General features: G+C 60.3%; 12 protein-coding genes. 9 read left to right on the top strand and 3 right to left on the bottom strand.

Features of this window, described 5'->3' with window-relative positions:
* Positions 1-15: 15 nt before the first annotated feature.
* The 3 genes from B5G06_RS07595 to B5G06_RS07585 form a co-directional block, all read right to left on the bottom strand.
* Complete coding sequence (locus B5G06_RS07595; RefSeq protein ID WP_087188489.1) at positions 16-738, bottom strand: amino acid ABC transporter ATP-binding protein; 723 nt, start codon at positions 736-738, stop codon at positions 16-18.
* A complete protein-coding gene (locus B5G06_RS07590) occupies positions 725-1,447 on the bottom strand; it encodes an amino acid ABC transporter permease (RefSeq protein WP_343286358.1) in 723 nt (240 codons plus the stop codon). The genes B5G06_RS07595 and B5G06_RS07590 overlap by 14 nt, the downstream gene beginning before the upstream one ends.
* 146 nt (positions 1,448-1,593) lie before the next feature.
* The gene (locus B5G06_RS07585) at positions 1,594-2,472 is read right to left on the bottom strand and encodes an ABC transporter substrate-binding protein (RefSeq protein WP_087188487.1); all 879 of its coding nucleotides are present in this window, start codon (positions 2,470-2,472) and stop codon (positions 1,594-1,596) included.
* A 312-nt stretch (positions 2,473-2,784) separates the two neighbouring features.
* On the opposite strand from B5G06_RS07585, the gene B5G06_RS07580 reads away from it, so the two are divergent.
* The 9 genes from B5G06_RS07580 (at position 2,785) to B5G06_RS07540 (ending at position 12,528) form a co-directional block, all read left to right on the top strand.
* Positions 2,785-3,321: a DUF1836 domain-containing protein gene (locus B5G06_RS07580; protein WP_087188486.1), complete on the top strand. Its 537-nt coding sequence runs from the start codon at positions 2,785-2,787 to the stop codon at positions 3,319-3,321.
* Positions 3,322-3,362: 41 nt separating this feature from the next.
* Complete coding sequence (locus B5G06_RS07575) at positions 3,363-4,235, top strand: DegV family protein (protein WP_087188485.1); 873 nt, start codon at positions 3,363-3,365, stop codon at positions 4,233-4,235.
* The gene (gene prmA, locus B5G06_RS07570; protein ID WP_087188484.1) at positions 4,235-5,179 is read left to right on the top strand and encodes a 50S ribosomal protein L11 methyltransferase; all 945 of its coding nucleotides are present in this window, start codon (positions 4,235-4,237) and stop codon (positions 5,177-5,179) included. The genes B5G06_RS07575 and prmA overlap by 1 nt, the downstream gene beginning before the upstream one ends.
* A gap of 303 nt (positions 5,180-5,482) precedes the next feature.
* Positions 5,483-6,664, top strand: coding sequence for a DEAD/DEAH box helicase (locus B5G06_RS07565; RefSeq protein ID WP_087188483.1), 1,182 nt, complete (start codon positions 5,483-5,485; stop codon positions 6,662-6,664).
* 182 nt (positions 6,665-6,846) lie between these two features.
* Positions 6,847-7,725 (top strand): GNAT family N-acetyltransferase, encoded by an 879-nt coding sequence (locus B5G06_RS07560; protein WP_087188482.1) that lies wholly within the window; start codon positions 6,847-6,849, stop codon positions 7,723-7,725.
* A gap of 450 nt (positions 7,726-8,175) precedes the next feature.
* Positions 8,176-9,117 carry an ABC transporter permease gene (locus B5G06_RS07555; RefSeq protein ID WP_087188481.1) on the top strand — a complete coding sequence of 314 codons (942 nt, stop codon included), beginning with the start codon at positions 8,176-8,178 and terminating at the stop codon, positions 9,115-9,117.
* 1 nt (position 9,118) lies between these two features.
* The gene (locus B5G06_RS07550) at positions 9,119-10,411 is read left to right on the top strand and encodes an ABC transporter permease (RefSeq protein ID WP_087188480.1); all 1,293 of its coding nucleotides are present in this window, start codon (positions 9,119-9,121) and stop codon (positions 10,409-10,411) included.
* Positions 10,412-10,427: 16 nt separating this feature from the next.
* On the top strand, positions 10,428-11,501 hold the full coding sequence (locus B5G06_RS07545) for an ABC transporter ATP-binding protein (RefSeq protein ID WP_087188479.1): 1,074 nt from the start codon (positions 10,428-10,430) through the stop codon (positions 11,499-11,501).
* Entirely contained in the window at positions 11,494-12,528 is a 1,035-nt protein-coding gene (locus tag B5G06_RS07540) for an ABC transporter ATP-binding protein (protein WP_087188478.1), read from the top strand. Before B5G06_RS07545 ends, B5G06_RS07540 begins: the two co-directional genes overlap by 8 nt.
* Positions 12,529-12,730: the final 202 nt, after the last annotated feature.

The raw sequence follows: 12,730 nt of genomic DNA, 5'->3' as shown, positions 1-12,730 counted from the left end.
GGGGGACGTGGCAGATTACAGCACCTTGGACAAAAATTCGATGGTGCGGGGCTCTTTGGGATTGGCGAAGAAGGCGTGGGGCTCGTTCTGCTCCAGCACATGGCCGCCGTCCATAAAGAGGACCCGGCTGCCCACTTCCCGGGCAAAGCCCATCTCGTGGGTGACCACCACCATGGTCATGCCCTCGTCAGCCAGCTGCTTCATGACTTCCAGCACCTCGCCCACCATTTCGGGGTCCAGGGCGGAGGTGGGCTCGTCGAACAGCATCACCTTGGGCTTCATGGCCAGGGCGCGGACAATGGCGATACGCTGCTTCTGGCCGCCGGAGAGCTGGGCGGGATAGGCGTCCGCCTTCTCCTCCAGGCCCACCCGCTTGAGCAGGGCGGTGGCGGTGTCGTCGGCCTCGGCCTGGCTCATCAGCTTGGTGCGGACGGGAGCCAGGGTAATGTTCTTCCGGATGGTCATGTTGGGGAAGAGGTTGAAGTGCTGGAACACCATACCCATCTGCCGCCGGATCAGGTCGATGTTGGTCTTGGGATCGGTGATGGCGGTGCCCTCAAAGGTGATGGTGCCCTTGGTGGGGGCCTCCAGCAGGTTGAGGCAGCGCAGGAAGGTGGACTTACCCGAGCCGGAGGGCCCGATGATGACCACTTTCTCCCCGGGATAGATGTGCTCGGAGATGTCGTCCAGCACCAGATGGTCCCCGAAGGACTTGGACAGATGTTTAACGTCTATCACTTTGACGCAGCCTCCTTTCCAGAATACCCAGCAGCCAGGTGAAGAGCATGACCATCAGAAGATAGATGATGGCGATGCCCAGATAGGGATACATCACATCGTAGGTCTTGCTGCCGATGGACTTGGCGGCATAGACCAGCTCCTTGCCGCCGATGGCGGAGATCAGAGCAGTATCCTTAAACAGGGTGATAAACTCGTTGCCCAGAGCAGGCAGGATGTTCTTAAAGGCCTGGGGAATGACAATAAAGCGCATGGTGTCCAGATAGTTCAGGCCCAGGGACCGTCCGGCTTCGGTTTGGCCGATATCCACGCTCATCAGGCCGCCGCGGACGATCTCGGCCACATAGGCGCCCGAGTTGATGCCCAGGGTGAGGGTGCCCACCAGGGTATATTCGCGGCTGCTTTTAAAGATGATAAAGCCCATAATCAGCAGCTGGACCATCATGGGGGTGCCGCGGATAATGGTAACATAGATTTTGCAGATCACGTTCAGTACGCCCAGGACGGGGTTGTGCCGGCCCAGACGCTGCTGATCGTGGGTGGTGCGGATTACAGCCACCACAACGCCCAGCACAATACCGAGGATCAGGGCCATGGCGGTGATCCAGAGGGTGGTCAGCACGCCGTCCAGGTAGAGCTGCCAGCGGGACTCCTCAAAAAAGGCCTTATAAATGCCCACAAAGGCGTCTTGCCACCAGGGCAAGTCCACGCCGTCTTTCAGCTGCTGTCCCAGGGACTCATAGAGTTGCGCCCAGTTCACAGAGATTCTCCTTTCTTACCTTCTGCCAAATACGACCCGAAAAAGGACGGCCCGAAGGCCGCCCTTTTCAGTTGAATACGGATTTGTCGTTTGTCTTAGCCCTCAGCGGGGATATACTTGTCGATGATGGACTGCACGGTGCCGTCCTCGATCAGCTCGGTCAGAGCGGTGTTGACGGCGTCCTTCAGAGCGGTGTTGCCCTTGGCAAAGCCGATGGCGTAGTTCTCGTTGGCGAACTCAGTGTCCAGAATCTTCAGACCGGGGTTGGCCTTCACATACTCCTGGGCGGGAGCGTTGTCGATAACCACACAGTCAACCTGGCCGTTCATCAGAGCCTGGATGGCAGCGGCGCCGTCGTCATAGGGGATCACGGCGTCCTCACCGTAGCCGCCGTTCTCGGGGGTGTCGGAGCAGTAGATGTAGCCGGTGGTGCCCATCTGGCAGCCGATCAGCTTGCCCTCCAGATCATCGATGGTGGCGATGTCGGAGTTCTCGGGAACAATGACGACCTGAATGCCGTTGGCATAGGTGTCGGAGAAGTCCATGACCTCCAGACGGTCATCGGTCACAGTGACGCCGGCCATGACGATGTCGCTCTTGCCGGTCTGCACAGCCTGCAGGGCGGCGTCAAAGCCCATGTTGTCCACGACCAGCTCCAGGCCCAGCTTCTGGGCGATGGCGTAGGCGATCTCCACGTCGATGCCCTCATAGCCGGTGCCCTCGTAGCCTTCGCCGTCGCCCACCATCTCATAGGGGGGGAACTGAGCGTTGGTGCTCATGATCAGCTTACCAGCCTCCACGGTGGTGAACTCGCCGGAGGCGGCGGGAGTCTCGGTGTTCTCAACGGAAGGGGTCTCGGTGTTGCCGGAGGGGGTCTCGGCGCTGCCGCTGTTGCCGCCGCCGCAGGCGGCCAGCAGAGACAGAGACATGACTGCGGTCAGGCCCATGAGGGCCAGCTTCTTGAAGTTCTTCATGATGTATTCTCTCCTATTCATTGCGTTTCACGCGATCCTCATTGCGTTCCTTGAATTAGGTGTCTCTTATTATACACCGTATGCAAATAAATGCAATATTTATTCATTCGTCAAACCCCACAAAAAACCTGGAAGTTTTCAGCCGGTCTCTCTCCGTGCCCGCAGGTGGGGGAAAAGAGTCACATAATGCTGTTATGTGAGAAAACAGGCCTGTTTTCAGCACCTGAAAGGGTTTACTTCCGGGAAAGTGATGTGGTATAATGACAGCGATATGTTTAGATATGGTTTTGAAAACCAGAAAGGAGGCCCACCTTGGAAGAGATCCGCGCATTAAAGGAGCGGCTGGAGGGGGAACGGCCGGTAGATTGGGAGGGTTTCCCCGATATCGGGCTGTATATGGACCAGCTTATCAACTATATGCCCCGCCAACTGATCCACTATGGAGAGGGGGAGGCCCTGACCTCCGCCATGGTGAATAATTATATTAAAGATGGGGCTATGCCCCGGGCGGAGGGCAAGCGGTACTCCCGCACCCACCTGGCCTACCTCACAGCCCTGTGCGCCCTCAAGCAGGTGCTGTCGGTGAAGGATGCCGGTCTGCTGCTGGCCGCGGCAGCTCAGGGGCGTGAGCCCAAGGAGCTGTACGAGCAGTTCCGCATGGAACTGGACCGGGCCCTGGACGTGACCGCCGGGTCCCTGGACCCCACCGCCGGGGAGGAGGACCTGCCCGGCCTGGCCCTGGCGCTGGCCCTGCGCAGCTACGCCGACAAGCTGGCCTGTCAGCGTATCCTGGAACTGCTGCGGGCCAAACAGCCCCCCAATGAAAAGGAAAAGAAGAAAAAAGACTGAATACCGCTCAGATTTTAACAACGATGGAGGTTCTCTGAACAATGGGAGAATATGTGATCTTGACCGACTCCTCCGCCGACCTGACCGCCGAGCTGGTGGCCGAGCTGGGGGTGGAAGTGATTCCCCTGTCCTTCACTATGGAGGATAAGACCTACTTCAACTATCCCGACAACCGGGACATCGACCCGGCGGATTTTTATGCCCGCCTGCGGGGGGGCGCCATGGCTACCACCGCCGCCGTCAATGTGGCCGACTATACCGAGGCCATGGAGCCCATTCTGAAGGAGGGCAAGGACGTGCTGGTGCTGGCCTTCTCCTCCGGCCTGTCCGCCACCTGCCATTCCGCCCAGATCGCCGCCGGGGAGCTGATGGAGCAGTATCCCGACCGGAAGGTGTATGTGGTGGATACCCTGTGCGCCTCCCTGGGTCAGGGCCTGCTGGTGTGGTATGCCGCCAACCTGAAAAAGCAGGGCAAGACCATGGAGGAGGTACGGGACTGGACCGAGGAGCACAAGCTCAACCTGTGCCACTGGTTCACCGTGGACGACCTCCACTTCCTCAAGCGGGGCGGCCGCATCTCCTCCGCCACTGCCGTGCTGGGCACCATGCTGTCCATCAAGCCGGTGATGCACGTGGATAATGAGGGCCACCTCATTAAGGTAGGCACCGCCCGTGGCCGCAATGCCTCCCTCAAGGCCCTGGTGGACCACATGGAGCAGACCGTGCTGGATCTGAAGGGTCAGTCCATCTTCATCAGCCACGGCGATTGCCTGGCAGACGCCCAGAAGGTGGCTGATGATATCCGGGCCCGCTTTGGGGTGGAGGATATCGTCATCAACTATGTGGGTCCCGTTATCGGCGCCCACTCCGGCCCGGGCACCGTGGCCCTCTTCTTTATGGGGAGTGAGCGCTGATGGAGGATATCAAGTGGCTGGAAGTGGTGCTGGACACCACCGAGGAGGAACTGGACGGCCTGTGTGCCCGGCTCACCGCCAACGGCGTCACCGGCTTCGCCATTGAGGATGAAGAGGACTTCAAGACCTTCCTGGAGCAGAACCGTCAGTACTGGGACTATGTGGACGAGGACCTGATGGAGCGGATGAAGGGTGTGTGCCGGGTCAAGTTCTATGTCACCGACGATGCAGACGGCAAGGCCCAGCTGGCGCGCTGGCTGGAGGGCATCGACAAGCCCTACACCACCGCATCCCTGGGGGACAACGACTGGGCACACTCCTGGCAGAAGTATTATAAGCCCATGACCGTGGGCGAGAAGCTGTGGATCGTCCCTGAGTGGGAGCGGGATCAGACCCCGCCGGAGGGACGCACTCCGGTGTACCTCAACCCCGGCCTCACCTTTGGTACCGGCAACCACGCCTCTACCCAGCTGTGCCTCATGGGGCTGGAGGAGTATGTGGTACCCGGCCAGCCGGTGCTGGATCTGGGCTGCGGCAGCGGTATCCTGTCCATCGCCGCCATGGCCCTGGGGGCCTCCACCGCCGTGGCGGTGGACATTGACCCTAAGGCGGTGGACGTGGCCTATGAGAACGCCGGGCTCAACGGCATCGGCAAGGACCGGTACACCGTCCGGGCGGGCGACGTGCTCTCCGACCAGGCTCTGGTGAAGGAGCTGGGCCAGCAGCGCTACCCCCTGGTACTGGCCAACATCGTGGCCGACGTGATCATGCCCCTGTCCGCCAAGGCGGGGGAGTGGATGACCGAGGACGGGGTGTTCCTGTGCTCCGGCATCATCGACACCCGCTCCGCCGAGGTGGAGGCCGCCCTGGAGCGCAACGGCCTGCACATCATCCGCCGCCGGGAGCAGAACGGCTGGGTATCCCTGGCCGCCAAACGGGCGTAATAAGAGGAAAAGGACGCACCGCAGCGCGGTGCGTCCTTTTGTTTTAGGGGTTTTATTGTAGAGAGCCATGATAGTTATAGTAGGCGGGTAAGGGCGGCCTTTATGGCCGCCCGCCGGTTTTCTGCCGGCATGAGTTCCCTCCAGAGTGAAAGGATTGCATTTTTTCCCGGGATATGATACACTTTTTCGGTACGATTTGAGGTCGCGCCCCGGGGAAAGAGGGCGTTGGGTACGAAAGGGAGTTTCGATGCCTGTGGGGACCTTGAATCAGGCAGACTGAAACGGAAAGGAAGTTTTGTACCCATGGAAATCAACGGCGAGCAGGTCAACGAGATCGTCAACTACGCCGACCTGGGCCTGTCCCCTGAGGTCATGAAGGCCATCGACAAGAAGGGCTACGTCCAGGCCACGCCGGTCCAGGCGGGCGCCATTCCCTATTTTATGGAGTGGAAGGACGTGATCGCCAAGGCCCCTACCGGCACCGGCAAGACCTTTGCCTTCGGCATCCCCATGGTGGAGCACATTGATCCGGACAACCAGGATGTGCAGGCCCTGGTGCTGGCACCCACCCGGGAGCTGGCGGTACAGATCCAGGAGGAGCTGCGGGACCTGTGCGAATTTAAGGAAGGGGTACGCACCGTGTGCCTCTACGGCGGCGCCCCCATCGACAAGCAGATCAACACCCTGAAGAAGCGCCCCCAGATCGTGGTGGCCACCCCCGGCCGCCTCATGGACCACATGAAGCGGCGCACCGTCAAGCTGGACAAGGTGGAGACGGTGGTGCTGGACGAGGCCGACCGGATGCTGGATATGGGCTTTGTCCGGGATGTCACCCGTATCCTGGACCAGCTGAAGCACCGGAAGAACCTGGGAATGTTCTCGGCCACCATCAGCCGGGAAGTGATGGACATCTCCTGGGTGTACCAGCGGGACCCCATTGAGATCACCGTCCGCCCGGTGGAGGAGTCCAAGCCCGACATCACCCAGTACCGCATCGATCTGGACGGCCGGGAGAAGAAGCTGGACACCATCGTGGCCCTCATCACCCACGGGGAGTACGAGCGGGCCATTGCCTTCTGCAACACCAAGAACATGACCGACCGGCTGGCCGGGCTGCTCCAGATGCGGGGCATTTCCTGCCAGGCCATCCACGGCGATATCCAGCAGCGGGTGCGGGAAAAGACCCTGGACAAGTTTAAAAAGGGCGAGATCAAGGTGCTGGTGGCCACCGACGTGGCCGCCCGTGGCCTGGACATCGACGACGTGGACGCGGTGTTCAACTACGACGTGCCTGACGAGATGGAGAACTACACCCACCGCATCGGCCGTACCGGCCGTGCCAAGCGCCACGGCGTGGCCTACACCTTTGTGGCCACCGTCACCGAGAGCGTCCGCATGGACGACATCATCCGCAACACCAAGGCGGAGGTCCAGCGGCTCAAGTACGATCAGGACGGCTGCCTCATGCTGGTGGAGCAGCAATAAATCGTTGAATGGGCGGCCTTTGGCCGCCCATTTTCCTGCTTCCGGGCCGGTTCGCCGGATTTCCCTTGCCAATTTCCGGAGGCCATGATATCATGTCGGCGAACTGTACTGGGATAAGATGATTTGCGGCACGAATTCCGTGCGGGTCCTGTCTGCCGCCTGAAAGAGAGAGGAGTGTTCCTATGGTAGAGATCCGTCCCTCCCGGCCCGGCGAGGCCCAGGCCCAGAAGGACCTGTGGCGGGCCGCCTTTGGGGAGGACCCCCGCTATATCGACTGGTTCTATGAATGCTGCTGGCGGCCGGAGGACACCCTCCTGCTGCTGGAGGACGGGAAGCTGGCCTCCATGCTGGCCCTGCTGCCTCAGACCATCCACCTACCCGGCGGCGGCACCGCCTCCGCCTGGTATGTCTACGCCCTGGCTACCGACCCCAATGTGCGCAGCAAGGGCTATGGCCGGCAGCTTCTGCTCTATGTGGACGAATTTTTGAAGGCCCGGGGGGCCGACTGTGTGACTGTGGTGCCCGCTGAGGCTGGGCTCTTTAAATTTTTCGGCATGGTGGGCTATCTGCCCGGCTTTTTTACCCGCAAGGTGGAGCTGCTGCGGAGCATGACCACGCCCGCCTTCCCGGAGGACAAGGTGGAACCCATCAGCCCGGCGGAGTACAACGCCATCCGGGAGGCGGCGCTGGCAGGCCTGCCCTTTGTCTCCTACAGCCAGGAGCTGATTCGCTATCAGGAGGGAATGGGCAAGATCACCGGCGGCGGCCTGTACCGCGTCACCGTGGGAGCGTTCCGAGGCTGTGCCGCCGCCGAATACCTGAACCAGGAGAGCGTCCTTTTTAAGGAATTGCTGCTGCCGCCGGAGCATATGCCCCGTGGTCTGGCCGCCCTGGCCGCCCGGATGCCCGGTCAGCGGTGCTTCGTCCGCACCCCGGCCCAGTGGGACGGGATGCAGGGCAGCTATCTCCAGCCCTTCGGCATGGTCAAGTGGTATGACCGGGAGAAGGGCGCCCTGTGGGGGGAGGAGACCCATGGCTATATGGGCCTGGGCTTTGATTGACCGGCTCCAAAACAGAATACAGCGTTCAAAGATGGGCGCGGACAGACGGGGGATGGTCCCTCATCTGTCCGCGTTTCTTTATCCTGGCATGGGTTTTGCAACCAGACGGTGGGGCAAGATTCAAAGCCGGGGTTTTGCAGGAATTCCGTTAAAATGAATATGCGGGGCAAAATCGTGAATATTTATAAGCGAATTTCATCGCATTAGCGAGAAAAAGTGTCGAAAAGCAGGCGATACAAGGGAAGAAAGCATCCGATGTCGAAGAATGAAATGGACAATTATGCAGAAAAGTGTCTTTCCGACAAGGACAGCTGCAAGATTTGACGGCGATTCCATCAAATTCAGGCGGCAGAACTCTTGACGGAAGGTGTTAATTACGATAAAATAAACAGACGTTTATTGTGGGGCATTCACGGAAAACGAACAGAGACTGGTATAGGAAGTGAAGAAATGGCAAAATATGTTTTGAAAAGAGTGCTGATGGCAGTGATCACCCTGTTCATCGTCATCTGCCTCACTTTTTTCCTCATGAACGCCATTCCGGGCAACCCCTGGCTGTCTGAGAAGACCCCATCTCAGGCCACCATCGATGCTCTGAATGAGAAGTACGGCCTGGATCAGCCGGTCATCGTGCAGCTGGGTAAGTACCTGGGCAACATTCTGCAGGGTGAGTTCGGCGACTCCATCAAGATGCAGAAGGACCGGCCGGTGCTGGACATCATCACCACCATGTTCCCCATCTCGGCCAGGATCGGCATCATCGCCATTGTGTGGGCTATTTTAGTGGGCGTCCCATTGGGCTGTCTGGCCGCATACAAACGAGGTACCTGGGTGGACAGCCTATTGCGCGTAATATGTACAATAGGTATCTCCATGCCGGGCTTCGTGGTGGCTACCATCCTGCTGCAAATATTTACCGGTGGTATTGAGGGCTTTAAGATATTACCAACGGTATTTGACGGCAGCTGGCAGAGCTATGTGCTGCCCTGTGCTGCCCTGGGCTTCTACCCCATGTGTTATCTGTCCCGGCAGACCCGTACCGCCATGCTGGACTCCATCAACCAGGAGTACATCAAGACTGCCCGGGCCAAGGGCCTGCGCAACAAGAAGATCATCTTCAAGCACGCCCTGCGCAACGCCCTGATCCCCGTCATCACCTATCTGGGCCCCCAGATCGCCTTTACCCTGTGCGGCGGCTTCGTGGTGGAGCAGGTGTTCTCCATCCCCGGTCTGGGCCGCTACTTCGTCCAGTCCATCCAGTCCCGTGACTATCCTATCATCATGGGCACCACCATCTTCCTGGCGGCCTTCATCATTGTGATGAACCTGGTCGTGGACCTGCTGTACAAGCTGGTGGACCCGCGGATCAATCTGAGCAAGGGAGGGAACTGAGTTGGCAGAGAAACGGAAAAAAGTGCTCGGCTCTCTTCAGCCGGATATTGAAGATATCCTGGATTGGAACAAGCTGCCGGAAGACGCCTTTCAGCCGGCCAGCGCAGAAGAGAAAGAGAGTTTTATTCAGGACCGCAAGAGCGTGTCCTATTGGAAGGACGCATGGCGCCGCCTGCGCCGCAACAAGGTAGCCATGGTGGCCATGGTCATCGTGATCCTGCTGGGCCTGTTTGCCTTCGTGGGTCCCCTGATCGTGCCCTACAGCTACGATGAAGTGATCCCCGGCGCCAACAACCTGCACCCCTGGCACTACTCCCTGGAGGACCAGGAGGAGCTGGCGGCGGCGCAGGACCCGGAGAAAGCCATTGAGCTGGCCCGGGCTGAGGCCGAGGCTGAGGGCCGCGAACTCAGCCGCATTGAGGAAGCTCAGATCCGCGCCAAAGTGAAGAGCGGCGGCGACGTGGACGAGCTGCGGGCCGAGCTGGGCATCAAGCCCAAGCTGTTTGGCTACACCAACGACGAGCTGCAGCGCATCGCCAACGGCGAGTCGGTTTTCCCCCATGTGTTCGGCTGCGATATGCAGGGCCGTGACATCATGGTCCGTACCATGATCGGTACCCGTGTGTCCATGATCGTCGGTATCTGCTGCGCCCTCATCGTGCTGGTCATCGGCGCCATCTACGGCTCCATCTCCGGCTACTGCGGCGGCAAGGTGGACGCCGTCATGCAGCGTATCGTGGAGATCATCTACACCATCCCCGAGGTGCTCATCATTCTGCTGCTGGGCGCCACGCTCAAACCCATTTTGGAGGACTTCCAAAACTCGGGCGACGGGTTCTTCCAGAACATGGTCACCATTCTGGGCCCCAACCTGATCGCCATCTTCATCGCCTTCGGTCTGCTGTACTGGGTGACCATGAGCCGCATCATCCGCGGCCAGATCCTCCAGCTCAAGCAGCAGGAGTACGTCACCGCCGCCCGTGCTCTGGGCGCCAAGGGCGGGCGCATCATCAAGCGCCACCTGCTGCCCAACTGCGTGGGCCAGATCGTGACCACCACCTTCCTGCAGATCCCCTCCGCCATCTTCACCGAGTCCTTCCTGTCCTTCCTGGGCATGGGCGTTTCCGCCCCCATGACCAGCCTGGGCTCCATGTGCTCCGATGGTCTGAGCGGCCTGCAGAGCTATCCCTATCGTTTGTTCATCCCCGCCATCATCCTGAGCATCCTGATCCTCTGCCTGAACCTGTTCGGCGACGGCCTGCGCGACGCTCTGGATCCCCGTCTGAAGAAGTAAGAAAGGAGGAGACACCATGGAAGAAAAACAGAAAACCGGCAAGCTGCTGGAAGTGAAGGATCTCCACGTCTCCTTCTTTACCCCCGCCGGCGAAGTCAAGGCTGTGGGCGGCATCAGCTATGACCTGAACTATGACGAAGTCATGGGCATCGTGGGCGAGTCCGGCTCCGGCAAGAGCGTGGAGGCCTACTCCATCATCGGCCTGCTCCAGTCCCCCGGCAAGGTGGTGGGCGGTTCCATCACCCTGGAGGGCGAGGACGTGCTGGCCAAGAGCAAGGAAGAGATGATCGACCTGCGCGGCAACAAGGTGGCCATGATCTTCCAGAACCCCATGACCTGCCTGAACCCCGTGTACACCATCGGCAACCAGCTCATCGAGGCCCTGAAGGCCCACGACAAGAAGGTCTCCAAGGAGGAGGCCGCCAAGCGGGCCATGGAGATGCTGGAGATGGTGGGCATCAACAACGTGGAAAAGCGGATGAAGCAGTATCCCCATGAGCTGTCCGGCGGTATGCGTCAGCGCGTCATGATCGCCATGGGCCTGATCTGCCATCCTCAGCTGCTCATCGCCGATGAGCCCACCACCGCTCTGGACGTGACCATCCAGGCTCAGATCCTGGAGCTCATGAAGGAGCTGCAGAAGAAGACCCACATGGGCATCATCTTCATCACCCATAACCTGGGCGTGGTGGCCGAGATCTGCGACAAGGTCTCCGTCATGTATGCCGGCAAGATGGTGGAGCAGGGCCCTGTGGACGACATCTTCTACAAGCCCGGCCACCCCTACACCATGGGCCTGCTGCGGTCCATGCCCCGTGTGGACGCCGAGAGCTACGAGCGCCTGATCCCCATCGAGGGTACCCCCGTGGATATGCTCAATCCTCCCGAGGGCTGCCCCTTCGCTCCCCGGTGTGAATACGCCATGAAGATCTGCCTGCAGAAGATGCCTCCCTATGTGGAGCTGGGCGACAACCACCGCTCCGCCTGCTGGCTGCGGGTGCAGGAGCAGATGGCCAAGGAGAAGGCCGGCCAGGCGGACGCCAAGCCCGCGGCAGAGACCGAGAACAAGGAGGCGGGCGACCATGAGTGAGAAGAATGATATCCTCGTTCAGGTAGACCACCTGAAGAAATACTTTGGCGTCAAGGGCCTGAAGGGCCCCGGCGTCCAGGCCGTGGAGGACGTGTCCCTGTTCATCAAGCGGGGCGAGACCCTGGGCCTGGTGGGCGAGTCCGGCTGCGGCAAGACCACCCTGGGCCGTACCATCCTCCAGCTCCATCCCCCCACGTCCGGCAAGATCGTCTATGACGGCGAGACCATCTTTGAGGGTGAGGACCCCTGGCAGAAGGACGAGAACGGCCAGCTGATCCACGTCAAGACTCCCAAGCCCAAGGCAGTCAATATGCTGCCCTACCGGCGGAAGATGCAGATCATCTTCCAGGACCCCTCCGCCTCTCTGGACCCCCGTATGACGGTGGGCGAGATCATTGGTGAGGCCCTGGATATCCACAAGCTGTGCCCCAACAAGAAGGACCGCACCGACCGCATCAAGGAGCTGCTTGCCCGGGTGGGTCTGAACACCGAGCACGCCAACCGCTATCCCCATGAGTTCTCCGGCGGCCAGCAGCAGCGCGTGGGCATCGCCCGCGCCCTGGCGGTGCGCCCCGAATTCATCGTGTGTGACGAGCCTATCTCCGCCCTGGACGTGTCCATCCAGTCCCAGGTGGTGAATATGCTGGAGGATATGCAGCAGGATCTGGGCCTGACCTATCTGTTCATCGCCCATGACCTGTCCGTGGTGCGTCACATCTCAAACCGTATCGGCGTGATGTATCTGGGTACCATGGTGGAGCTGGCGGAGAGCTACGAGCTGAACAAGAACCCCATCCACCCCTACACCAAGACCCTGCTGTCCGCCGTGCCGGTGCCCGATCCCGAGGTGAGCCGGACCCGTCAGCGTATCGTGCTCCAGGGCGATATCCCCTCCCCCATGAATCCGCCCACGGGCTGCCGGTTCCATACCCGCTGCCCCTACGCCACGGAGAAGTGCAAGGAGTGCGTGCCTCAGTTCAAGGAGCATTCTCCCGGCCACTACGCCGCTTGCCATCTGCTGGGCTGATTGGGCGAATGGGCCTGCCGCCGCATTGCGGCGTCCAAGCGTTTTGGGCTGTGCCCAAAACCTTGATGCCGGGCGAATTCACTTCGCCCGAGCAGATGAAAGAGAATGGGGTACCCGCCCGGCGGCCTGAGCCGGGTGGGAGGCATTCTCCCGGCCACTACGCTGCCTGTCACCTGCTGGGCTAAGGGAAAGCCGGGCCTGC

Origin of the sequence: Flavonifractor sp. An52 (assembly GCF_002159385.1) — a bacterium.
GTDB lineage: Bacteria > Bacillota > Clostridia > Oscillospirales > Oscillospiraceae > Flavonifractor > Flavonifractor avicola.
This window is presented reverse-complemented; position numbering and strand designations above follow the sequence as displayed.